The sequence below is a fragment of the Vulcanisaeta distributa DSM 14429 genome (assembly GCF_000148385.1).
GTDB classification, from domain to species: Archaea; Thermoproteota; Thermoprotei; order Thermoproteales; family Thermocladiaceae; genus Vulcanisaeta; species Vulcanisaeta distributa.
The window spans coordinates 1,669,029-1,691,130 of sequence record NC_014537.1; the positions used below are offsets into that span (position 1 = coordinate 1,669,029).

Below are 22,102 nucleotides of genomic sequence, written 5' to 3' on the forward strand. Positions count from 1 at the left end.
TAATCAATTGCTAAAGACGTATGAGCCAGGATATAGTCATTACGGGCTTCGTAAGGACACCCATTGGTAAATTTGGTGGTGCATTTAAGAACGTTAAGACACCTTACTTAGCCGCTGAAGCCATAAAGGCGTTAATTAGGAGAACAGGCATTGAGGGTAAGCTTATTGACGAGGTTGTCTTTGGATCAACACTTCAGGGTGGTATGGGTCAAAACCTTAGTAGGTTCGCGGCATTGCTTGCTGGGTTACCGATAGAGGTTAGTGCATTTACTGTCAATAGGGTTTGTTCATCAGGAATGCAGGCGATTATCGAGGCCGTCAGGGCCCTAAAGGTTGGTGACGTAAATGTGGTAATTGCAGGTGGCGCTGAGTCCATGAGCACGCAACCGCTTGCCCTGCCGCACGAGGTTAGGTGGGGAATTAAGCACCTAATTGGTAGGGATTTGAGATTCATTGATTTGATGATTTATGATGGGTTAACAGACCCCACAAACATGATGCTCATGGGTCAGGAGGCTGATAAGGTGGCCATGGAGCACGAAATAACTAGGGAGGAGCTGGATAAAGTGGCTTACGAGAGCCACATGAGAGCTCTAAAGGCCACTGAGAATAAGTATTACCTCGAGCTAGAGCCTGTGGATACCGTGATAAATGGCGAGAGGGTTTACCTGGATAGGGATGAGGGTATTAGACCTGATACAAGCCTTGAGAAATTAGCTAAGTTAAAGCCAGCCTTTGGTCCCAATGGCTTACATACTGCCGGTAATTCGTCACAACTATCTGACGGTGCTGCGGCATTGTTGTTGACCACTATGGATAAGGCTAAGGAGATTGGTTTAAAGCCCATTGCGAGGATCGTTGGCTATGCGTGGCACATGCTTGAGCCCTGGAGATTCCCAGAGGCGCCGATTTACGTGATTAGGAAGTTGCTGAGTAAGGTTGGTTGGAGCATTAATGACGTGGATGTTTTCGAGGTTAATGAGGCCTTCGCCGTGGTTAATGTCCTGGTGAATAAGGAGTTGGGTATACCGTATGATAAGATGAACATATTTGGCGGTGCAATAGCCCTGGGACACCCACTTGGTGCCAGTGGTGCTAGGATAGTTACGACGTTAATATCGGCATTAATACATGTTGGTGGTAAGAGAGGTGTGGCAGCGCTGTGTCATGGCACTGGCGGTGCCACTGCACTGGCTATAGAGATGCTTTGACTAAAGCAAAAGGCTTTTAAATACAGCAGTCCTTTCCATCCATAGTATGGTTGATGCCCTGGAATAAGGGATTTCTCGGAGTTGAAAATAATGATAAACCTACTCAAGAAATACAGGGGTTATGCAACGACCCTCATAAGCCTATACATCAACGGTAATAGGCCAATACCTGATGTCGTATCAATGCTTAGGCAGGAATGGGCATTGGCAAGCAATATCAAGGATAAGACCACGAGAACGCATGTTCAAGACGCACTAGAGAGGATTATAAATTCGATAAAAGGCATATCAAAGGCTCCTGAGAACGGACTTGCAATATTCGCAGGCTTTCACATGATAAATCCAGGTAATTACGAGTGGGTTTTTCACGCCATAATACCCCCAATACCAATATCGACATTTAAGTACATCTGCGATACGTCGTTCCACACTGAGATACTTGAGGGCATGGTTAAGAGCAGCGACACTTATGGGATAATAGTGATCGAGAGGGGTGAGGCGGTTATTGCACTGCTGAGGGGTAATTATTGGGAGATTGTTGATAAGGTGGAGTTCTTTGTGCCAAATAAGCATGCGGCTGGTGGACAATCAGCCCTTAGATATAAGCGACAGACGGAGCATTTAGCCGAGACATTTTACAAGCTAGTTGCTGAGAGAGCAAATAAGGTGTTTACAGAGATACCGAGCCTAAAGGGTATCGTCGTTGCTGGACCAGGACCAACGAAGGAGGAGTTCCTTGAGGAGGGTGAGTTGGATCATAGGATTAGAGATAAGGTCATTGCCATTGTATCAGCATGTTGCGCTGATATTGGTGGCGTTCTCGAGGCCATTAGGAATGCTGAGGATAAGCTTAAGGAAACTGAGTATGTTAAGGCTAAGAAATTAATGGAGGAGATCATGTACCTAGCCGTTAAGAAGCCCGAGTACCTAATTTATGGTAAGGACTCGGTGATGGACGCGGTTAAGAAGGGCATTGCTAAGATGGTTGTTGTTAGTGAGGATGTTGGTGAGGATGAGATTATGAATTTGACAATAATGCTTAAGGGTAGGAAGGATGTTGAATTATTCGTAATGCCTAAGTCTGTTGAGGAAAACCTGACACTAACGCAAACATTCGGTGGCTATGTGGCTATTTTATCAACACCATCATGGATCCTCGAGAGTTATAATGAAAACCAGGACAAGAGTAGCTCATAAGGCATTGTTTAAAATATTCCCCCTTTAACCACCGCCGGCTGGTGGTAGGAATACTACCTCATCACCATTAGACAACTTAGTACTTAATCCATTTAGAAAGTCTATTGACCTACCATTAACCAGGATCACGTATTGATCCTTAAGTCTGCCATTATCATCTAGGATAACCTTCGAGAAATTGGGGCTCACTGAGGTATCAATAACCTGTATTAAATCCTTAATTGTCGCATTGTCAGGTATGTTAAGCTCAGTCTTAAGTACCTTAGTTATGTCATATAATGATGCCAAGAACTTAACCTGAACCTTCATCAATCACATAGCAGTAAAAATAGTTTAAAAAGCTTAATACGAAAAACATTAGTTATGCAACACCGCAATGCGGTAAAAATGTTACTTCATCGCCATCAGATAACTTAGTATCAACGCCATTTAAGAAATCTGGGGATCTTCCATTAATTAATACTAAGAACTTATCTTTAATTTTATTATTACAGTCAAGGATTACCTTAGAGAAGCCTGGGTATATAGCATTATCTATTTTCCTTATTAAGTCAAGCAGTGTCGCACCATCAGGCAACTCAATCTCGGTCCTCAACGTCTTAGTCATTTCATATAGTAAAGTCAAAAATTTGACGTATATCTTCATTGCTTTGCTGTTAATGTCAATATATAAAAATCTTTTGCTAAATTTTATCAAATGAGAGATCTTTAGGAATTGATATTCTACTGTTGCGGTGAGCACTTACCTAGTGCCTTCAGAAGTGCCATTGCAATGCCAAGACCTCTCTGTACATCCTTATCCCCTAATGCTCTCCAAAGTCCCATTAATCCACTCACGGGTTTAGCGTTGGCTAAATCCACGTTCTTTCCTAGACAGCCACCTAAGTCTTGGACGAGGCCTTTCAACTTAAGGACATCTTGAGTATCCAGCTTATTCATCGCTTGTAAACTACCATCAACGAGTATTGATAATAATCTAAATATCGCGGGATCCTGGAATAAGTACTGTATGACCTCATCAAATCTATTAACTATTAGCATTAACGCATCAATTACACCACTACGCTTGAGCTCAATTAATTGATCAAGTAATCCCCTAATCTCATCAATATTCTGAACAAGTATGTTCAACGCCTCAGCAAGCTTCTCATCGGGGCTCTTTTCAGCCTGAGTTTGCTGCGCCATGGTGATCACCTCACATCGTTGTTGCTAGCCAGGTTTTATAAAATAGATCCTTAATCAATCTACCAAGCGGTGACGTTAATATACTATAGCAGCTACCTACCCACGCAGCCTTATTACCAGTTAAATCAAGCTTAACATCGCAGTTAAACATCATACCAAGATCGCCATAATCCATGGCACAGGTCATCGCATTTATCTGTGCAGGCTCTATGGGCTCACCAAGTAGTTCACCCGCTATTACCGTGGCACTCGCTAATGCCGTGAAATGCACAGGCACTCCAGCCGTTGGTAAGCCTATATATGGCATCGAGTGCTCACCAGGTAAATAAACATCATCGTACTTTAAACTCCTACCAGTATAAACATCTATAGCCGTCCATTTACCGGTTGGTGTATCGGTAATTAATGGCGTTCCCTCAAAGGGCTTCGGAAGCCTTGCTGGCGGTACCACAATGAGCAGGTCATACTTATACTTCTCACCGTTTGCCAGTATAACAGTCTTCTCTTTATCATCAACCTTATCAGGCTTTATGCTACCAATGTACTTAATACCCTTCTTTGCATAGACTTCCTCAGTAATCTTAACGGCCTCAGGTCCTAAGGGCTGTATCGGCTTTTCGAAGGGATGAATAAGCGTTATATCAACCCTATCCCTAATGCCCCTCTTCCTAAATACCGTGTCAAGCTGAGCCGCGAATTCAAAGGGATACACACCGCATCTATATATGGGTTCAGGCGTGAATATGATCACCTTACCACCACTGAAGGACCTCAATGCATCCCTTAGTTTAAGTGCTCCATCTAGCGTGTAATTGTGATAACCGACGCCCAGGTTGTAAGATTGGAAGTCAAAATCAACGCCTAGGCTCGCCAAAAGGTAGTCGTAGTTAAACTTGCCTTGATCAGTCTCCACAACCCTATTATCAGGGTCTATCTTAGTGACTTTAGCCTTAACAAACTTGACACCTCTCCTCTCTAGCATTGACAGCGGTAACTGTGCCTTGCTTGGTTCTATATCGCCAAGCGCGATATTGACGAGTAACGGTGGCAATAGATAATAATCCGTATCGCTGACTATCGTTATTTCAGCATCAACCCTACCCCTTATTCTTTCAGCAATTCTCTTAGCAGCAACGACGCCACCAACACCACCGCCTAGGATGAGTATTTTCTTCGGCACGTAACCTCAGAATGAATGCTACTATTTAAGCATTATTATTAATCAAGTTACAAGTTTGTGAAAGTATAAAAAGCAATCAATTTATGAACTAATGCATTTAAATGAATTAGTACTTAATACCGTGATATATAACAATGGAACAATAAAGATTATTAATAATGGTGATGTCAATAATTATTGGTGTGATGATGGATCAACAAACTGATACATGATAATGAGGAGGGAGGTGAAGACTGATTATTTTCCTGTTAGAAGTATTTTTAAGCACCATATGACTACATTAAACCGTCTCATGAGTTTAAGGACGCTGTTCACAATGTCTATTAGGAACCTTAGCGGTAGGAAAACGAGGGCTATACTGACAATGCTAGCAATAATCTATAGTGTGGCATTAATGATAACCCTGGAAACCATGACGTATGGTTTCAAGGTCGCGATTACTAACGAGGTCGAGAATATACTGCCCACGGATCTGATGGTTTATTCCCAAAGTGTCTCAATACCCGAGGCTGTGGCACAGGTTATTGCTAAGCTTCCTCACGTGTCTTATGTAGTCCCTGCAATTATAATAAGTACGGCCCAGGTTAATGGACATGCGGTTACCCTAATTGGAATACCTAACCAGTATTTCTCGTATTTTGAGGTTCGCATGGAAAGTGGTTCATTGCCTATGAGTGATGGGGAGGCGATAATACAGGACACCCTGGCTCAAAGGGATAACATAAGCATTGGCGATACCATTTATGTCCAGGTACTAACGGGTATTCAGGGAGGCTCTGAGATAATACCCCTCAAGGTCACCGGAACGTTTAGTAGCATACTTGGTGGTTTCCTTGGTTTTCAATTAAACATGATCGTGACACCAATAAGCACATTACAAAATGACCTTGATGATGAGGGCTTTGTTAATGCAATATTCATAAAGCTATCACAGGAGAATCCGACATACCTCAATCAACTAGCCACTGCATTAAGTGAGTACTTCCCCAACGCTGATGTTTACGAGCAGAAGTCCGTTCTCGGCTCAATCTCTAACGCATTATCAATGGTTAATCTATTCTTCATAGTAATAATAGCACTCAGCCTAATAGTCACTGGGCTTAGCGTTGCTAATACGGCAATAATGAACGTTAGGGAGAGGACCAGGGAAATTGGAATCCTTAAGGCCCTGGGCGCATCCAATGGCCAGGTAATACTGATATTCCTCCTTGAAATATTGATAATGAGCATCATAGGCTCAGTGGTAGGTATACTGCTTGGCATAGCAGGCGCTTACCTGGCTAGGTACATAATGATTAGGCTTAACCTCCCAATAATAATACCCGTGATACTAATACCGACGTTATACGTATATTCATTAATAATAGCCATAGCGACATCGATAATCGCGTCAATACCATCATTAATATCAATAACAAGGATCAGACCAATGGAGGTGCTAAGGATTGAATAATAGCCTTAAGAAACTAGGTCTAAGCCCTCGGTAATTCTAAAGTCAACCCTATACCTAGTGCCTAGATTTTCTGACTCGAGCAATTGACCAAAGAGTCTCTGCGATGTTGCATCCGTGACCTTCACTCTCACGAATGCGCCAATGTCAGCCTTCCTCACGGCTATTGGCTTGTAATTATATGAACGAACAACGTAGTTCTCACCCTTAAAGTCAACCTCACTCACGATGCCCCACATCTCCCTGCCAATAAACGTCTTATTCCTCTCCAAGGCAACCCTATTAAACACGTCAGTGGCGATTTTACTCCTCTCCTTCTTAACCTGCTCAGGCACCTGCTCCATATATGCCGCCTCAGTGAATGGCCTACGGCTATACCTAGCCAGGTTAACCTTATCAATACCCAACTCCTCAATTAACCTCACACTAGCCCAGAAGTCCTCATCGGTCTCCCCAGGGAAGCCCACAATAATGTCCGTGGCGACGGTAGCATCAGGAAAGGCATTCCTAATCCTCTTTACAATATCCCTAAATAAGTCAACCGAGTACTTCCTCCTCATGAGCATTAACACCCTATCACTACCACTCTGCACCGGTACGTGGAAGAACCTATATACGCGCCAATCAGACTTTACAACGTCAAGGAGCCTATCAATTATTCGACTTAACTCAAGGGGCTCCATCATCCCCAGCCTAACCATGAACCTACCATCGACCTTAGCCAGTATTTTTTCGAGGAGGTCCGCCAGGTCATAACCCCTATCACGTCCATAAGCACTGATTTCCTGCCCCGTTAGATAAATCTCTCGCGCGCCCTTACTGACGGCATTTGTAATGGCATTGACTATATCGTCTATGCCGTAACTCTTCACCCTACCAAAACCCATCCTGCCAATCTTAGTAACGCAGAAACTACAATTACCCAAGCAACCAACCTGTATTGGTACTACATACCTATGCCCATGAAGCTCGGGGTAGTAATTAGGCAGGTACTTTGCTGGTCTATCCTCATATACATGAACATCAGTATTACTACTTACCACCTCATCTATAAGCTCGGCTCCGTGGGACGAGATAAGCATGGCATTAGGAGACACATCCTTTATAGTTGCGGGCCTAATCCTGGTTAAGCAACCAGCGACAATCAATCTCTTACCTGGATACTCCTCACTTAGTCTCTTCAGGAGCTTAAGCTCATTTCTCTCGGCCTCCTCCCTAACGGCGCATGTATTCACGATTATCGTGTCAGCGGACTCAACATCCTCCGTGTACTCCCAGCCCAATGACCTAAGCTTCGTAATCATTATGTCACTATCCGCCTTATTCAACCAACAACCAAACGTTATCACAGTAAACTTACCACCCATACCTTCAGAGATAATTGCCCTAAGCCCTTAAAAACCTAGATGCGCCCGACAATGAGGTTTTACGTTTACCATTTAGGTAAGCAGTGTTTTTAAATAAGTAATTAATTGCTACCGTAGATGGTGATACTAGCGTTGATAATACACGTGATACTTACGTTACTCGGTGTGGACCCACCAACACCATTCACGGTTACAGGAATTACCTGGTACTACGGGTCCTACACTGAACCCCTAAGCAATTACACGCATATATACACAGGCGCCAACATAAGTAGTACTATAACGGTTGATATTAATGATAATGCACCAATACCAATCAACGTGTCTTATACCCTTAGTATTAAGAATTATACGGTTCAAGGTTCGTGGACACTACAGCCTGGGAAAAACTCATTCAACATAACAGTGCCGGCTTTAGCTGAGGGCAGTTACAACGCGTCCTTATTGTTATCCTCAGTAGGTTACTCCCTGAATTACTATTTCATGGTATTTTCCGTGGTTCCTGGAATAGTTATAAATACTACAACAACGAGACTGTACAGTGGGGTATCCCAGGTAATTACGCTTAACGTAACAAATAATACACCCATACCAATAAGTTCAGCGTTAATAGTAATGATTGGGACGGGCGTAGTAATTAGTAATAGCATGATTACTACAAAGCCACCAACGAGTGAAAATATAACGGTAATACCAGGACCATACTCCCTGGGTACGGCATCAATAACATTTAGGATTAGCTATACAGATGCTGGGGGTTATACGTGGAATGAGAATGAAACACTCACCTTCACGATAGTGCCGACGCCCGTACACCTAACCCTAAGTGCGCAAAGCACGGTTAATTACGGTAATTACATGCCAATAACCATAAACGCAATAACGCCGGTGGGACCACTGCAGTATCAGCAGTTGAGTATTTACGTTGATAATAATTATGTAGCGTCCGTAACCACCAATAGCAATGGGATTGCCCAATACTCACTATTTATTGATTATGACGTTGGTTATCACATATTAACGGTTGAGTTCACGAACACTACGTATTTTCAGGAGGCCCTCGTTAATTATACATTCATTGTATTGCCAGGTACCGTATATATAATTGCCTATGTAAACAGTACTAATATAACTTACGGAAGTGCAGTTAATATTTACGTAAAGTTATCACCACCTATCTCAGGTGGGACGTTAACAATAGGTTATGAGGTTAACGGATTAGCATCTACAATAGGTAGTTATACCCCGGTGAATGGTACTGTCCAGGCAACTTGGATACCACCCCAGGCAGGGACGTATTTAATAACAATATATTATACGAACCCACCAAACTACTTGCCAAGTTCCACAAACCTTACAATAACTGTTAGTAAGGCGCCATGCTCATTATCAATAATAATTAATGGGACACCTGAGGTATTGCATGGACTCATTATACAAAGCCAGATGAAGCCTGTAATCATAAATGCTCAATTAAACATACTAATAATGAGTAATTTATCATCAACAAGCGGAATAATGTACATTAATGCAAGTGGCATTGGCACGTACGTATTCACACCCAAAATGCCGGGTAAGTACTCAATTATTGTGTCCTGGCCGGGAAACATTAACTATCAAGGATGCCGCGCGACCTACGTGTTAAATATAATGAAAGCGCCGTTGACGCTTTACGTAAATGGAAGTGGCAGTTTAATCGCTGCAGGTGGTTATGAAATATTCAGTATAGGTGTTGTTACCAACATACCAATTAGTTACGTTAATGGGAATCTAACGATAGTTATCAGGAGCGGTAATAAAACGGTGAGTACGTATGATGTACCAATTACTGGGTATTTCATGAAGGCCTCAATACCCTTCCCAGAACCCGGTGTTTATGAGGTATTAATACAGTACCCTGGTAATGATTATGTTAATGCAAGTGTGTATGGGCCTTACTACGTAACGGTAATACCGGGTTTCCTAGGGATACCCTGGTACATGCTCCTTGCCTATTTGGCACCAATAGTTCTTGGGGCATCAATAGGAATGATCATTAATCAGAGGCTCCGTCAAGTACGGCAATGAGCCTTGGTAATTCAGCGACGCTTTTAATTACGAATTTTGTTGGGAAGTCCCTAGCCCATGTTGCAACCCCTATATTTATTGTGCCTAAACCATTAATTAGGAGAATGTCCCTTGGATGATCGGTAACGTAGGCAACAACGTTAGGTGGTAGCTTAAGGATATCAAGCGCCCTCTTAACGAGGTCAAGCTTATCATGGCCAGGTCCTAAATCGCCCAATGATACACAACCTTCTATAAACTCAGTGAATCCATAATACCTTAACTCATTCATCATTTGCGGGCACTCCAGCTCTCTTCCTGTGGCTATGACGAGCCTCTTATTCATACTGCGTAGAACCTTCATTGAATCTAAAACCCCTGGAAACACCTCACCGTAATCCCTCCTTATGGAGTACAATGTCCAGCACTCATGCCAGAACCAGAAATTCCTTGACAAATCACCTAACACCTCGCTTAGCGATGGGTCCCTATAATAGATACTGAGTAATTGGTCAATGTCATTATTTAAGCTCCTACCATACTTCAAGGCGCATTCTCTAAGTATGTTTAGGAATTTAGGTAATGTATTTACGAGGGTCATGTCGAGGTCTAGCACGATGGCCTTAATGACCATAGTATGGGGAGTATGCTCTATTACTAGCTCACTAATAAACCATTCTATTATATTCAATGGAAAGTAAAATACTTATTAAGAAATACTGTAACTAAATTACATAGTGGGTAAACCTAGGTTTAAGATTGAGGTGCTCCTTGAGCAGGATGGGAAGGTCTTAATGGATGACCTAACGGCAAGACTTCTTGAGATTCTCGAGAAGAAGGGTTCCCTATTATCGGTGGTTAAGGATCTTGGATTGCCATATTCAAGGGCTTGGGAATTAATTAATAGGTTGGAAAGTGGGTTGGACATTAAGGTCGTTAATTCAAAGAGGGGCTATAAAGGAGGCATGTCATTAACTGCGGAGGGCAGGGAATTACTGAGTACGTATAGGTCGATAATGAGTAGGTATGTGTGGAGTCCTGATGGTACTGTGTGCGACACTGTCTATGCCGGGAGCGATGATTGCATAGTTAGGGATATAATTAATGAAATGAGGAGCGAGGGTTACTGCATTGATGCTTATTGGGTTGGTTCAATGGGTGGGTTAAACATGGTCATTAATGGCTTAGCTGACATAGCTGGTATTCATCTAATAGACCCAACAAGTGGCGAGTACAACATACCTTACATGTATTCATTGGGTGCCTGGGATAATGCCGTCTTAATAAGGGGTTACATGAGGTTGCTGGGTATTGTGCATAGGCCGTATCTAAGCATTAGTGATCTAACGGATATACTGGGGCTTAGGATGGTTAATAGGAATCCAGGCTCAGGCACGAGACTAGCAACGGAATTACTACTCAATGGGATAGCCATGTACACTGGGTATAGTATGGATGAGATAAGGAAGGTTGTGAAGGGCTATAACGACGTTGTTAAGACTCATATAGAGGTTACCGAGAAGGTAGCTAGGGGATTGGCTGACTACGGCATAGCAATTGCTGGGCAAGCACTCAAAATGGGTCTTGCCATTAAGCCCATAGCCCTTGAGGAGTTCGACATTGTGGTTTCTAAGGCAAGCATTAATAAACCAACGGTTAAGGAGTTTATACGTAGGATAAGTAAGGTAGAGCCCAGACCTGGCTATGTAATGCTTAGGAACACTGGTGAGCTTTACTCCAGGTAATCATAATCACTACCCCCAACATAGACATTATGAAGAACTCTATAGAGTGCGTCAAGGCCCTCGCCAGTCTTAGCACTTATTGGTATTGGCCTTGGTATAGTACCGATGGCGGTTAATATGTCCGACAACCTAACACTTAAGTCTGCCTCTAACTTATTGGCCTGGTTAGACATCAACGCCTCCCTGAGTAGGTCCGTCTCCTCACTCCACTCAAGTATTTCATCAACTACAGACCTATCGAGCAGATCAATCTTATTGAGCACATTCACCTGAGGCATGTTAAACCTAAACTGCGTTGAGAGAGCGAGGAGCATCGATGACACGTAACCACTTGGTGTTTGGGCCTGCGTCGCATCTATTACGAAGACAACAGCCGACCTATCCATACTCAGCCTATTAATTAGTACCGAACCGACACTCCTAAAGGCGAATAGCTCCATCTGCCCCGGCGTGTCTATTAAGACGTAATTCGCACCAATATCCATTATCTGACTCTTAATCTCCTGGGCCCTAACTGCCAACATGTCTATGGCGGCTATTATCGAGCCATTGGGACCAAGCTTATACTTCCTCATCAACTCCCGGGCCGAAACCACATCCCTAATATCAATGTCCGGTATGTAGGGCACGTACTCCACCGCTGGATCCAAATTAACTATGGCAACATCGTACTGATTATTCTCAAGCCACTCAGCGAAGGTACTAACAAGCGTTGTTTTACCTGATCCGGCAGTCCCCACGATAAATACTGTGAACATTCATTACGGGAGTAAAAAACCTCAATAAAAAACTTCCGAATCGCATTAAACACTGATGTACAGCGTGGCCATTAATGCCCTGGCTGCAGCATCGCCAAGTAGCATGTACCTAACACTATCCTTTAAACCCACGTAATTAGCAACCACGGTTACCAATGCACCACTTATTAATGAGCCAATTAACGTACCAACACCATAGAATAGGTTGTACAGGCTAACTGCCGTTCTCCTATCTTCGGAATTATCGTATACGAAGGATATGTAGGCAACGTTCGAAGCAGAGTTCGTGAATCCAGCTACCATGTTTGCCAGGTAAATCACGTAAACATTATTGGCCAGGGCATATGATAATGGGAATGTCACAAGCAAGAGCCTTCCCAGGAACATTACCAACTTCCTATTCTTATCAAACCATCTGCCCACAAACCTCTGTAGTGTTAAGGTTGATATGCCGCTAATCACATTAACAATGGCTAGTTGCTCAACATTCATATTAAGCAGATAGACCTGAGCCAATGGGAAAAGAGGCCATGCGAAGCTCCATACGATAGCGAATAAAGTATTGATAAGGAGGAATTTTGCCAATTTTCTATTATTTTTAAGTATTAATAATGGTTCAGTAACCACCTGATCACTAGGGTCAGTTAATTCAATGCTCCACACATTAATTGCATTGATGAAAATAAGCGATGCCGTGGTCATGAATACATAGTGCATTATTGCATAATTGCTACCGACTATGATGCCCGTAATTAACGTAGCTAATAAGCTACCTATGGAGCCGTAAAACGCAAAGTTAGCCAATACCCAACCCCTACTACCCCTGCTCAATCTTTCCATTATTAATGCCCATGCAAATGAATTCGCACCGCCAACGCCGGCTATCAGGACGTAGATTATTAAGTACATTATGGGATTACCATAGGCTATGAATGCCATTATGAACCATAGAACGGCAAGTAGCAAGGTTGAGAACTTCAGCAATTGCTCAACTCGCTTAACCCTCCTTAGTGGTAATTGAACGATACCGCTAAAGAATGACGTTGCTGACGAAACAATACTAATGCCGACATTGGGCACGCCTATTACGGCGGCTAGGAAACTCATGAAGGGTGATGCAAGTCCATTGGCGAGGTTTTGGATGAGTATGTAATTTTTCAATTTCTTATTACTCATACATCAATTAATCATAAAATTAAACCACTTAAAAACCATACCCAGAATTTGAACATCAGCCCGGGTTCTACCAATCACTTTATCATCCTGGTCTAGCACTCATCACTATAGGTACCCTATAGACACAATGAAATAAGGCTTACCACTACGGGCTCTTAATCATTAGATACGCCAGGTCACCAATAAATAATGCTAACACGAAAAGCGCTATTACAAACACGATGATTGACCTCACTGAGACGTAAAGCGCATATAAGGCAATTACCAACTGAGGTAATGAGTAAAGTACTGCACTCACACGCCCAACATCAAATAACTTCCTACTTGCTCTAACATAAATAATGACTGACTCAAGAAACAGCGCTACCGTGGAAATAAGGTTAATCATAAGAATATTAATTATAGAGTTAAGCGATATTAACGATACAGCTGCAGAAACTATGGGTAGGTCAAGATCAAGGTCATAAACATCAAGTGCCCTTATGAGACCCCTCCTCATTCTATTAAAAAATACCTTACCACCAACGGTTAGACCGAGAACCGTGACATAGGATATATAGACTTTATACCAGGGCTCAATCCACGAAATTAGGGTTAAAGCCACGGCAGCGGCACCAATGAGGTATAACGGCGTTAGGTAATTCAGCCTCTCCTTAATATACGATAACCTATAATCGGCGCTGAATCGAAAGGCGGAGGCATATTCAAGGGTAAACCAAGAAATACCTAGCAAACCAAAGCCGATGCCCAACAACCACAGAAACATCATATAGAAAATAATGAATGAAACAAAAAGCTAACTCTCACATAATGATTTTGTGGTGGACCGGCCGGGATTTGAACCCGGGATCTCCCGCGCGCCAAGCGGGCATCCTTCCAGGCTAGACTACCGGCCCAAGGGAAGCCGAGAACCAAGAAATTTAAGCTTTTAGTTTCGTGGGTCTATTACCGACTCTATGCATTGTGGTGGTACGTAGTCCGTAAGTCTTATCCTATCCGTCGCAATCAATATTTGTTGATCGTTCCTTCTAAGGCAATCTACGTTTATCTTTAATATTACTACGTCATTACCATGCCTAAGAGCCACCTCATAAGCATCCCTCGGGTCCAGTACTAAGTGCACGTACTTCCTGTTCATAGGCTTTATACCCTCACGCATTATTCGTACCAACGCCCTCTTCGTGGTTCCATGATATAGAGTCCTCACTTCACTGTCAACCTCATACCTTATATTAACATCGAGCGACTTATTATGGCCATACCTAGCCCTAATCATCCCATCCCTAATCTCAAACCTACCCTTTGGGTCAAGCGACGCCACCGCCATTATATGCTCCTTAGTCAGCCATGAGTATGCCTTTGGATCCCATTTATCCCTTAATGCATGTACCAACTCATCAATGCTTACCCAACCCTCACTGTCCATTGATAGGTTTACCGCACTCGGATCATGCCTAAGTAGGTAGGTCATTAAATGACTCAGCCTGCTCCTTAATTTACCATCTAGTAATAACCTAGCTTGTACCCCGCAATGTACCGTGTCCTCGGTGTATGAGCCGCAAATCACGCACTTATATATACTTCTCATTCGCAATTTAATCAACGGATCAATACTACTTTAGTCTTTCTTTATCTTGTGTGATTAATTGAAATAATTGATTATTTTCAATTCAAGCGTGAGTGCAGGAGCTAATTTACTTAGGATGATTGAGGATATGCAGAGACTATTTACGAAGATTTATGACTTGGCCATGACGATACAGGGCGGCGTATTTATAATACATATAGCGATGTCCAATGAACCAGGTACTCTGGGCAGGGTTTTGACGACGATAGAGGCGGCCACAGGGCTTAACCTATTACTAGCTTATGCCTATGGCTGGCCAGGCGAGGCTATTGGCTACGCCTTACTTGTTTACCCAGCTGAGGGTGGTGATGAGGTTGGTAAGAAGCTTGTGGAGGCCTCGAAATCAGCTGGAGCAATAATACTGGGTGCATACAAGATAGAAAATAAGATGCTATGATATTTGAATAATTAAAACTATGAGTACCTAACACCACTCGGGTCTAACTTATTTAGGAATTGCAATTCATCCTGCGTTACAGGCTCAAGAATTCTTAATGATTCTCTAACTCTTGGTTTAAACGCCATATTATTAATCACATCATCAACACCAACACCAGGGAATAAACCGGCCAACACTAATTCGCCTAACTCATTATCAAACTCAAACATGGCCTTTGGAGTACATATCGTTAAATGCGGTCCCTGCTTCGTGGGCCCGGGGGCAGTTATGAAGTCAACCCTCTCAACGAGCGTTCTTCTCGAGTGCTCCTTGAGCCACATCACAACCCTACGGGCTCTCCTATATAGGTAAGCCGCGGCTGCACCGCCGGGTAATCTAACCCTGGGTCTCTCGTAATTACCAATGACAGATAAGTTCATGTCGCCCCTACGATCAACCTGGGCCGCCGAAAAGAACATAACATCAAGCTGCCCACGTCTGGCTAAGTCAAAGGCATCTAGACTCGTTACAAAACCCTCACCATCAATAAATGAGTAAGGATCTCCAGATGATGGCGTTATCACTATGTTACGGGGCTCGTATACTTCAGCCACATTAATGAACCATACGTTCAATCCCCAATACCTAGCCAACGCAACCGCTAACACGGCGGGGACTGAGGCAAGGCCCGTATATATGACGTCACCATCCCTCAGCTGCTTCGCCATGCACTTAATGACGTTGTCCATATCAGCCATGGACAAACACCTCAAGCACCTTCTCAATACTCAGCCCAGCCTTAACACTATCAAGATACCTCTTGATAACGTCATAATCAGCCTTATAATAGCCATACATTGACGTCGGCCACGCACCCCTTGGCGCGTGCACAACGGCAGTTACCATGAAGCCTGGTATTGTTAAGCGCTCTGGATGCTCCCTGAAATAATCCTCACTTACTATCTCTTCAGCCGTAATTATGACCTTCTTAGCCGCCTGAATCTTAAGTAAATCCTCGTATTTAGGACCATAAATCTCAACATCACCCCTCTCATCAGCCCTATGAGCATGTACCAGCGCCACGTCAGGCCTTATCGCCTTAACCGCTATCAACTCCTGATCATTAAACGGATCCTTAATGACCTTCCAAATGCCCCTCTTGACATTCAATGGAACTAATTCGCTGTCTAACGTAATGGCTGACGGCATGAAAGAGAGCCCGTAAGCCCCTGCACGAAGTCCAGCCATTACACCCTCACAAACGTCCTCTATGAACTCCACCTCTCCGTTCTCCACCATCCTCCTAAACCCAGGTGCGATGCCAAAGTGTTCAAATGTGACCATCGCAGCCCTAATCCTCTTAACCCTACCCGATATCGTTAGTAAGTCAAAGGCAAGCCCAGGCTCCCTATCTATTAGTGCTAGGTCCCTCTTATTTGACTTAGCTATGGCAATGGCCATTGACATGGGATTACGGTGAAAGGACATGCCCCCAATCGCTATTTCATCGCCATCGTTTACTAAATCTAAGGCCTCCTTAATACTCATTAACTTGTTCCTAGCCATTTGTAATCACGGGTATTAAAGCGCTTAAGTGGAGATATTAAGTTTTATGATATAAACGCCTTAGGCGCAATTAATATCTCATCACCATCATTAAGATTGGTAAGCAAGCCCCTCAACCAATGTATGTCCCTACCATTCACAATCACGATATAATTCTCATTAAGTTCATCACCCTTAAGCAGTATCTTCGGAATTTCTGGATTTACCTCACCAAGCTTCATTATTAAGTCCCTAACCGTATACCCACTCGGTACCTGCAAGGTAATGCTCACTGCATTAGCAAGTTCATGAAGATTCGCTGATAATATTACCCTTACCTTCATGGTCGTCAAGAACAAACGGAGTCGACGAACGCCCTCGCCAGTTCCCTGGCACGGTCTATTGAATTCGTCTCCTCAACACATGCATTCTCCTCATCCTTCATGTATACTACGTACCTACCGCCAACATCGTAAATCATGCTCCTACCAAAACAATTCTCCTCAAGTAACGTCTGATAAGCCTCAATGGGTTCTTTATCTGACAAGGCCTCAACAATGCTCCTCACCTTGTCATTATTACATTCCATTAGGTATGCCGTGCCATTTTTACCCTTTTAAGTATAGCGTTAATACTTAATTAACTTAAGACATGCCAAGCTGACTAAATGAGCAGGGAATACCCAAGGTATCCGTTGGTTGGTGTTGGTGCCATAGTCATTAAGAATGGCGAGATCCTGTTAATAAGAAGGGGTGCCGAGCCCAATAAGGGTAAGTGGTCAATACCCGGTGGTATGGTTGAGCCAGGCGAAGATCCGGATAAGGCTGCATTGAGGGAGTTACGGGAAGAGACCGGTATTATTGGTAGGGTAATTGGTCTCTTCGGTATTTACCAATACATAGAGCGAGATAAGGAGGGCAGGGTTAAGTACCACTTTTTGTTATTAGATTATTTAATAGAACCCATTAGTGGTGAGCCTAGGGCATCGAGTGATGCCATGGAGTTAAGGTTTATTGAATTGAAGGAGGCATTAAACCTAGACCTAACAGATACTGCAAGGCAGTTAATAATGGACTTATTAGATTCAGGACCCAAACCATGTGGTGGTGGTTTAATTAAGTATGTTAATAGAGAATTTCGAAATCATTAAATTCATTCCTGGGCTCCTCATAATTCACCTCAACATCTTCGACTATAGCGCCAGGGGGCCCTTTACCAACAATACTTATTAATTGCTCGATGGCATCATCAGGGCCTTCCGCAACTATTTCTACCGTGAAGCCATCAGGTAAATTCCTGACAAAGCCCTTAACGCCCAGCCTCTTGGCATTTCTCCTTACAAAGGCCCTAAAACCAACTCCCTGGACTACGCCTCTAACAAGTACGTGAACCCTCTTCATACATTATCCAAATAACGTTTTAAACTAGGACTTTAAAGAGTAACTAACGTGTTAATTACCGACGTTAATAAGGTACTTAAGGCGTTACCGGGAATCGTACTTTTCATAAGCCTATTATTTATAACTGGCGTTAATGCTGTACGAGCATTAATCGTGGTTTCACTATTCGTGTTATTCTATGAATTGTTCAGGAAGTATCCATTGAGAAATAACTGGTTCTTAATCCCACTGATTTCAGAAATAATACTCGCATTATCCATGATCTTTATAATGAGTAATACCTATGTCTATGATGTATTAGCGGTGTTTCTAGGGGTTATTGTGTTAGTTTTATCGTTAAGGGTTGCGGATTTAAGGGCGATGATTGTATTAATATCATTATATGTTTTATACCTATTCTATAGGGGTTACGTAAATCCCGCACCTCCAGCACTTTATTTACTAATAAATTCGCTTCTTATATTCGTATCATCCTTCATAATAACGATTAGAGGTTCAATACTGATGTATAGGATTGACTTTCCCGAGGATGTAATTGATAGGGCAATAACGTACCTAGGCGTACTCCTGATAGTACCTGCTGCCGTATTTCTTTTAGTGCTGAATCAACCCTATGCATACATGGCTTTGATGCCATCCATTATATCCGCAGTACCAATGATGAGGAAATTCCCCAGTTATGTCTCAGCGGCGGTATTATTAGTGACGCTGGTTTACGGCATTTACCCAGTGGTTAGGATTTATTGGTTAGGTATTACCGCCTTAACGCTCATCTTCATAATAATGTACCTAAGACCAACCAGGTTAAGGTTTGTTAGGGGGTTGAAACCACCATTATCTTGGCTTGGCGCGTGGTTAGATGGTAAGTACCTAATCGATGATGTAATCGCAACAGGCGGCTTCAGTTACGTGCTTAGGGGTAGGGATGAGTGGGGTAGGGTCTACGCCATTAAGGTCCTTAAGGATAGGGATTCGAGAGGTAATCCTCTCGCTAATGATCCCAGGGTACTCTCATCATTTAAGAAGGAGATGAGTGAGTACCTGTTCATTGAGAGTCCACATATTGTTAGGGTGTTTGAGGTTCACATACCGCCCGATGAGGAGCTCCCGTATAAGTCTCTTGAGGATTACCTGAGTGAGCCGCCTTACGTGGTTATGGAGTTCATGGAGGGTGGATCACTGAGGGACCTAATGAAGGAGAAGGGGCCTCTTGAACTCAGTGAATTCTTAAGGCTGGCTTATTCAATAACACTTGCATTGTCTGAGCTCCATAAGGCAAACATAATACATCTTGACCTTAAGCCCGAGAACATATTATTCAAGGACAGGGAGAGAAGGATTGTGAAGATTGGCGACCTGGGCGCGGCCAAGATAATGGTTGGTGGTAAGTCATACGTATCCCAATTCTCAATAGCCTATGCAGCACCTGAGGTTAGTAAGGGAATCGCCGATGTTAGGTCGGACATTTACTCATTATCATGTATATTCTATGAAATGTTAACAGGGATAAACCCACATATTCATAGATTAAGTAGTGGGCAGGCCTTCGTACCCCTAATAACCAGTTACAGGCCTGATGTACCGCCTGAGATAGCATCATTAATAATGAGGGGCCTTGAGTTAAATCCGTCGTTAAGACCATCAAGTACCAATGAAATTTTAGCCGTACTTAGCAAGTTCATGAATGTAAAAGCCACTTAATGGCTAAGCGTTTTCCTCAGTCATCAGTGATAGTTTAATAACGGTGTAATAACCGAGCCTAACAACGACATCGCCATTAAACCTATACTCACTTACCCTTTTGAACGTTCCACCATCAAGTACGTACGTGCCATTCGTACTATTTAAATCCTTAATTAACAATTCATTCCCAACCATCGTTATCACGGCATGCTTTCTCGAGACCGTTGGGTCAGGTATTATAACCATGTTCTCGGGACTCCTACCAAGCGTTATTTCCCTTATTATTGATAGGTCGAAAATAACCTTAAAGTCCTTCATGAAGTCCTTAGGACTCTCAATAAATGTTAGTTCAAGTTTACTTGGACCTCTCCTTACTGTTTCCGTATTGGGTAACTCCATCCTCCTAGTCTCTTCACTATGCTCCATTATGCACTAACATGAACCTGAAATGGCTTATAAGAGTTACTACCGTCGTTATTTGAAGATCAGGGCTTTGCCTGCGCTCCCTGGGTGCCCTGTGAAGTTGATGGTGCTGGCGTCTGTGTTTGAGAGGGCTTTGATGCTGGCGGTACGGTTATTACCTCTCTACGCGCTGGTGCCTTCGTCAGTGAAACCTTTCTCTTCCTCTCATCCTCAGCCCTAACCTTCAGTATGCCAAGGTAAATGGCACAATTTATGCAGTAGGTCTTGGTTACGTAGTACCTAGGAACAATGGCGCCCTGCTTCTCAAGTTCTCTAGCTAAGTCACCAGGTACTGGTGAGTAGGGCACAGTAACCCTAACAGCCTTAGACCTAGGCACCAACTTACCACAATTGTCGCAATAAACCATTGGTTCCTTGCCCTTATCGCCCTTATGGCGTCCCCTATTCTTCCTCTTCTTCGGCATATCTTGGCTCCATATAATAAGCCACTTAAAAAACATACCCCCTCCATAATTACGTACTAGTATAAGGAAACCTACTCACCTCATAAGGTTTTTAATAATTGATTAATGATTAATTATGAGTTTAATGAAAGAGGCAACATTATATAAGGCATTGCCGGACGGCAGAGTTGAGTGCACGGCATGCGCAAGAAGGTGCAAGCTCTCCGATGGGCAGTACGGATTTTGCGGTGTTAGGTGGAACTTAGGCGGTAAACTCCACCTAATGGTCTATGGCAAGATCTCAGCAATAGCCGTGGACCCAATAGAGAAGAAGCCACTTTATCACTTTAATCCAGGCTCCATGGTTCTCTCATTCTCCACATACGGCTGTAGCTGGGCATGCCAGTATTGCCAGAACTTCGATATAAGCCAGAGAAGGGTTCTCGAGGGATTCGAGGTAACTCCAGAGAAGATTATTGAGTTGGCCGAGACTTATGGGACCCAGGGAATCACGTATACATATAACGAACCATCAATCTTCGCGGAATTTGCATACGACGTTGGAGTCCTAGCCAGGAAGAAAGGACTATTCAATACATTCGTTACTAACGGATACATGACCGATGAGGCGGTTGATTACATATCTAAGTTCCTTGATGCGGCTACCGTAGATTTCAAGGGCAATGCAGAACCTAAGTTCCTGAGGAGATTCTCAATGGTCCCAGACCCAGAGCCCATATTCCAGACCCTCCTTGAGATGAAGAGGAAGGGGATATTCATTGAGGTTACGGACCTCGTTGTCCCCGAAATAGGCGATAACCTGGAGTACGCACGTAAACTGGTCAGGTGGATCGTGGATAACCTAGGCCCTGAGACGCCAATGCATTTCCTGAGATTTCACCCTGATTATAAGGTTGATTACCTACCACCAACGCCCATAGAGACGCTGGAGAGGCACGCCCAGGTGGCTAAGGAGGAGGGACTTAAGTACGTGTATATTGGTAATGTTCCAGGGCATAAACTCGAAAACACCTACTGCCCAAGCTGCGGCAGGGTTGTGATTAGGAGGAGGGGCTTCGACATATTAGAGGTTAACTTAACCGAGGATGGCAGGTGCAAATTCTGCGGTGCTAAAATTAACATTGGCGGTAAGGTGTGGCCAACATGGAGATTAAGTGATAGGTTCGCCTATGTACCGATTGAGTTATTATCCAGGTATGTAAGGATAACGAGGGAGCAGATTGAGGAGCTTAGGAGTAAGATTCACGTTAAGAGGCAGGGATAGGC

The 22,102-nt window shown here is 43.3% G+C and carries 25 protein-coding genes, 1 tRNA gene and 1 pseudogene; 9 read left to right on the top strand and 18 right to left on the bottom strand.

Going from position 1 to position 22,102, the window contains the following annotated elements:
* Window positions 1-20 precede the first annotated feature (20 nt).
* Together VDIS_RS08720 and prf1 are read left to right on the top strand one after the other, a co-directional pair.
* On the top strand, window positions 21-1,211 hold the full coding sequence (locus tag VDIS_RS08720; RefSeq protein ID WP_013336867.1) for a thiolase family protein: 1,191 nt from the start codon (window positions 21-23) through the stop codon (window positions 1,209-1,211).
* 90 nt (window positions 1,212-1,301) lie between these two features.
* Window positions 1,302-2,408 carry a peptide chain release factor aRF-1 gene (prf1, locus tag VDIS_RS08725; protein ID WP_245522494.1) on the top strand — a complete coding sequence of 369 codons (1,107 nt, stop codon included), beginning with the start codon at window positions 1,302-1,304 and terminating at the stop codon, window positions 2,406-2,408.
* A 24-nt stretch (window positions 2,409-2,432) separates the two neighbouring features.
* Here prf1 and VDIS_RS08730 read toward each other — a convergent pair whose 3' ends face one another.
* The 4 genes from VDIS_RS08730 to VDIS_RS08745 form a co-directional block, all read right to left on the bottom strand.
* Window positions 2,433-2,717 (bottom strand): MoaD/ThiS family protein, encoded by a 285-nt coding sequence (locus tag VDIS_RS08730; protein WP_013336869.1) that lies wholly within the window; start codon window positions 2,715-2,717, stop codon window positions 2,433-2,435.
* Between the two features lie 52 nt (window positions 2,718-2,769).
* The gene (locus VDIS_RS08735) at window positions 2,770-3,054 is read right to left on the bottom strand and encodes a MoaD/ThiS family protein (RefSeq protein ID WP_013336870.1); all 285 of its coding nucleotides are present in this window, start codon (window positions 3,052-3,054) and stop codon (window positions 2,770-2,772) included.
* Window positions 3,055-3,131: 77 nt separating this feature from the next.
* On the bottom strand, window positions 3,132-3,593 hold the full coding sequence (locus VDIS_RS08740) for a helical membrane plugin domain-containing protein (protein WP_013336871.1): 462 nt from the start codon (window positions 3,591-3,593) through the stop codon (window positions 3,132-3,134).
* Between the two features lie 10 nt (window positions 3,594-3,603).
* On the bottom strand, window positions 3,604-4,773 hold the full coding sequence (locus VDIS_RS08745) for an NAD(P)/FAD-dependent oxidoreductase (RefSeq protein ID WP_013336872.1): 1,170 nt from the start codon (window positions 4,771-4,773) through the stop codon (window positions 3,604-3,606).
* 292 nt (window positions 4,774-5,065) lie between these two features.
* Between VDIS_RS08745 and VDIS_RS08750 the strand changes: the two genes are divergently transcribed.
* Complete coding sequence (locus VDIS_RS08750; protein ID WP_245522495.1) at window positions 5,066-6,226, top strand: ABC transporter permease; 1,161 nt, start codon at window positions 5,066-5,068, stop codon at window positions 6,224-6,226.
* A gap of 5 nt (window positions 6,227-6,231) precedes the next feature.
* Here the strand turns inward: VDIS_RS08750 and VDIS_RS08755 are convergent, their stop codons facing one another.
* Entirely contained in the window at window positions 6,232-7,590 is a 1,359-nt protein-coding gene (locus VDIS_RS08755; protein ID WP_013336875.1) for a tRNA (N(6)-L-threonylcarbamoyladenosine(37)-C(2))-methylthiotransferase, read from the bottom strand.
* A 117-nt stretch (window positions 7,591-7,707) separates the two neighbouring features.
* Between VDIS_RS08755 and VDIS_RS08760 the strand changes: the two genes are divergently transcribed.
* Window positions 7,708-9,657, top strand: coding sequence for an Ig-like domain-containing protein (locus tag VDIS_RS08760; protein WP_013336876.1), 1,950 nt, complete (start codon window positions 7,708-7,710; stop codon window positions 9,655-9,657).
* Here VDIS_RS08760 and VDIS_RS08765 read toward each other — a convergent pair.
* On the bottom strand, window positions 9,626-10,270 hold the full coding sequence (locus VDIS_RS08765) for an HAD family hydrolase (RefSeq protein WP_013336877.1): 645 nt from the start codon (window positions 10,268-10,270) through the stop codon (window positions 9,626-9,628). The two genes, VDIS_RS08760 and VDIS_RS08765, sit on opposite strands and share 32 nt — an antisense overlap.
* A 103-nt stretch (window positions 10,271-10,373) precedes the next feature.
* Between VDIS_RS08765 and VDIS_RS08770 the strand changes: the two genes are divergently transcribed.
* Window positions 10,374-11,381: a substrate-binding domain-containing protein gene (locus tag VDIS_RS08770; protein WP_013336878.1), complete on the top strand. Its 1,008-nt coding sequence runs from the start codon at window positions 10,374-10,376 to the stop codon at window positions 11,379-11,381.
* On the opposite strand, the gene VDIS_RS08775 is transcribed toward VDIS_RS08770, so the two are convergent.
* From VDIS_RS08775 to VDIS_RS08795, 5 genes are all read right to left on the bottom strand, one after another.
* Window positions 11,369-12,139: an ATP/GTP-binding protein gene (locus VDIS_RS08775; RefSeq protein WP_013336879.1), complete on the bottom strand. Its 771-nt coding sequence runs from the start codon at window positions 12,137-12,139 to the stop codon at window positions 11,369-11,371. The genes VDIS_RS08770 and VDIS_RS08775 overlap by 13 nt on opposite strands.
* Window positions 12,140-12,184: 45 nt before the next feature.
* The gene (locus tag VDIS_RS08780; RefSeq protein ID WP_013336880.1) at window positions 12,185-13,315 is read right to left on the bottom strand and encodes an MFS transporter; all 1,131 of its coding nucleotides are present in this window, start codon (window positions 13,313-13,315) and stop codon (window positions 12,185-12,187) included.
* Between the two features lie 145 nt (window positions 13,316-13,460).
* Window positions 13,461-14,081: a hypothetical protein gene (locus tag VDIS_RS08785; protein ID WP_013336881.1), complete on the bottom strand. Its 621-nt coding sequence runs from the start codon at window positions 14,079-14,081 to the stop codon at window positions 13,461-13,463.
* 53 nt (window positions 14,082-14,134) lie between these two features.
* Window positions 14,135-14,211 (bottom strand) — tRNA-Ala (locus VDIS_RS08790).
* Between the two features lie 32 nt (window positions 14,212-14,243).
* Entirely contained in the window at window positions 14,244-14,903 is a 660-nt protein-coding gene (locus tag VDIS_RS08795; protein WP_013336882.1) for an RNA 2'-phosphotransferase, read from the bottom strand.
* Window positions 14,904-14,991: 88 nt separating this feature from the next.
* On the opposite strand from VDIS_RS08795, the gene VDIS_RS08800 reads away from it, so the two are divergent.
* Entirely contained in the window at window positions 14,992-15,339 is a 348-nt protein-coding gene (locus VDIS_RS08800; RefSeq protein ID WP_013336883.1) for a hypothetical protein, read from the top strand.
* A gap of 17 nt (window positions 15,340-15,356) precedes the next feature.
* Here the strand turns inward: VDIS_RS08800 and VDIS_RS08805 are convergent, their stop codons facing one another.
* From VDIS_RS08805 to VDIS_RS08820, 4 genes are read right to left on the bottom strand one after another with little or no spacing between them, the layout of a single operon-like run.
* Window positions 15,357-16,079 carry a CoA-transferase subunit beta gene (locus VDIS_RS08805; RefSeq protein WP_013336884.1) on the bottom strand — a complete coding sequence of 241 codons (723 nt, stop codon included), beginning with the start codon at window positions 16,077-16,079 and terminating at the stop codon, window positions 15,357-15,359.
* A complete protein-coding gene (locus VDIS_RS08810; RefSeq protein ID WP_013336885.1) occupies window positions 16,072-16,887 on the bottom strand; it encodes a CoA transferase subunit A in 816 nt (271 codons plus the stop codon). The genes VDIS_RS08805 and VDIS_RS08810 overlap by 8 nt, the downstream gene beginning before the upstream one ends.
* Window positions 16,888-16,931: 44 nt before the next feature.
* Complete coding sequence (locus VDIS_RS08815; RefSeq protein ID WP_013336886.1) at window positions 16,932-17,210, bottom strand: MoaD/ThiS family protein; 279 nt, start codon at window positions 17,208-17,210, stop codon at window positions 16,932-16,934.
* Between the two features lie 5 nt (window positions 17,211-17,215).
* Window positions 17,216-17,455 (bottom strand): hypothetical protein, encoded by a 240-nt coding sequence (locus VDIS_RS08820; protein WP_013336887.1) that lies wholly within the window; start codon window positions 17,453-17,455, stop codon window positions 17,216-17,218.
* Window positions 17,456-17,533: 78 nt separating this feature from the next.
* On the opposite strand from VDIS_RS08820, the gene VDIS_RS08825 reads away from it, so the two are divergent.
* Window positions 17,534-18,016: an NUDIX hydrolase gene (locus VDIS_RS08825; RefSeq protein WP_013336888.1), complete on the top strand. Its 483-nt coding sequence runs from the start codon at window positions 17,534-17,536 to the stop codon at window positions 18,014-18,016.
* Here VDIS_RS08825 and VDIS_RS08830 read toward each other — a convergent pair.
* Window positions 17,991-18,266 carry an acylphosphatase gene (locus VDIS_RS08830; RefSeq protein ID WP_013336889.1) on the bottom strand — a complete coding sequence of 92 codons (276 nt, stop codon included), beginning with the start codon at window positions 18,264-18,266 and terminating at the stop codon, window positions 17,991-17,993. The two genes, VDIS_RS08825 and VDIS_RS08830, sit on opposite strands and share 26 nt — an antisense overlap.
* 48 nt (window positions 18,267-18,314) lie before the next feature.
* Here VDIS_RS08830 and VDIS_RS08835 point away from each other — a divergent pair, with 48 nt between their 5' ends.
* Window positions 18,315-19,967 (top strand): serine/threonine protein kinase, encoded by a 1,653-nt coding sequence (locus tag VDIS_RS08835; protein ID WP_013336890.1) that lies wholly within the window; start codon window positions 18,315-18,317, stop codon window positions 19,965-19,967.
* Window positions 19,968-19,970: 3 nt separating this feature from the next.
* Here VDIS_RS08835 and VDIS_RS08840 read toward each other — a convergent pair whose 3' ends face one another.
* Together VDIS_RS08840 and VDIS_RS08845 are read right to left on the bottom strand one after the other, a co-directional pair.
* On the bottom strand, window positions 19,971-20,375 hold the full coding sequence (locus VDIS_RS08840; RefSeq protein ID WP_013336891.1) for an FHA domain-containing protein: 405 nt from the start codon (window positions 20,373-20,375) through the stop codon (window positions 19,971-19,973).
* Between the two features lie 179 nt (window positions 20,376-20,554).
* Window positions 20,555-20,836: pseudogene (locus VDIS_RS08845) on the bottom strand (30S ribosomal protein S26e); the annotation flags it as partial.
* A 124-nt stretch (window positions 20,837-20,960) separates the two neighbouring features.
* Between VDIS_RS08845 and amrS the strand changes: the two are divergent.
* Complete coding sequence (gene amrS / locus VDIS_RS08850) at window positions 20,961-22,100, top strand: AmmeMemoRadiSam system radical SAM enzyme (RefSeq protein ID WP_013336893.1); 1,140 nt, start codon at window positions 20,961-20,963, stop codon at window positions 22,098-22,100.
* Window positions 22,101-22,102 lie beyond the last annotated feature (2 nt).

Coding starts and splice junctions, on each gene's coding strand:
- VDIS_RS08755 (WP_013336875.1), bottom strand. CDS start 7,590: ATGGGTGGTAAGTTTACTGTGATAACGTTTGGTTGTTGGTTGAATAAG.
- VDIS_RS08805 (WP_013336884.1), bottom strand. CDS start 16,079: ATGGCTGATATGGACAACGTCATTAAGTGCATGGCGAAGCAGCTGAGG.
- VDIS_RS08785 (WP_013336881.1), bottom strand. CDS start 14,081: ATGTTTCTGTGGTTGTTGGGCATCGGCTTTGGTTTGCTAGGTATTTCT.
- VDIS_RS08820 (WP_013336887.1), bottom strand. CDS start 17,455: ATGGAATGTAATAATGACAAGGTGAGGAGCATTGTTGAGGCCTTGTCA.
- VDIS_RS08740 (WP_013336871.1), bottom strand. CDS start 3,593: ATGGCGCAGCAAACTCAGGCTGAAAAGAGCCCCGATGAGAAGCTTGCT.
- VDIS_RS08815 (WP_013336886.1), bottom strand. CDS start 17,210: ATGAAGGTAAGGGTAATATTATCAGCGAATCTTCATGAACTTGCTAAT.
- VDIS_RS08810 (WP_013336885.1), bottom strand. CDS start 16,887: ATGGCTAGGAACAAGTTAATGAGTATTAAGGAGGCCTTAGATTTAGTA.
- VDIS_RS08780 (WP_013336880.1), bottom strand. CDS start 13,315: ATGAGTAATAAGAAATTGAAAAATTACATACTCATCCAAAACCTCGCC.
- VDIS_RS08760 (WP_013336876.1), top strand. CDS start 7,708: ATGGTGATACTAGCGTTGATAATACACGTGATACTTACGTTACTCGGT.
- VDIS_RS08730 (WP_013336869.1), bottom strand. CDS start 2,717: ATGAAGGTTCAGGTTAAGTTCTTGGCATCATTATATGACATAACTAAG.
- prf1 (WP_245522494.1), top strand. CDS start 1,302: ATGATAAACCTACTCAAGAAATACAGGGGTTATGCAACGACCCTCATA.
- VDIS_RS08825 (WP_013336888.1), top strand. CDS start 17,534: ATGAGCAGGGAATACCCAAGGTATCCGTTGGTTGGTGTTGGTGCCATA.
- VDIS_RS08720 (WP_013336867.1), top strand. CDS start 21: ATGAGCCAGGATATAGTCATTACGGGCTTCGTAAGGACACCCATTGGT.
- VDIS_RS08735 (WP_013336870.1), bottom strand. CDS start 3,054: ATGAAGATATACGTCAAATTTTTGACTTTACTATATGAAATGACTAAG.
- VDIS_RS08775 (WP_013336879.1), bottom strand. CDS start 12,139: ATGTTCACAGTATTTATCGTGGGGACTGCCGGATCAGGTAAAACAACG.
- VDIS_RS08840 (WP_013336891.1), bottom strand. CDS start 20,375: ATGGAGCATAGTGAAGAGACTAGGAGGATGGAGTTACCCAATACGGAA.
- VDIS_RS08765 (WP_013336877.1), bottom strand. CDS start 10,270: ATGGTCATTAAGGCCATCGTGCTAGACCTCGACATGACCCTCGTAAAT.
- VDIS_RS08830 (WP_013336889.1), bottom strand. CDS start 18,266: ATGAAGAGGGTTCACGTACTTGTTAGAGGCGTAGTCCAGGGAGTTGGT.
- VDIS_RS08750 (WP_245522495.1), top strand. CDS start 5,066: ATGAGTTTAAGGACGCTGTTCACAATGTCTATTAGGAACCTTAGCGGT.
- VDIS_RS08795 (WP_013336882.1), bottom strand. CDS start 14,903: ATGAGAAGTATATATAAGTGCGTGATTTGCGGCTCATACACCGAGGAC.
- amrS (WP_013336893.1), top strand. CDS start 20,961: ATGAAAGAGGCAACATTATATAAGGCATTGCCGGACGGCAGAGTTGAG.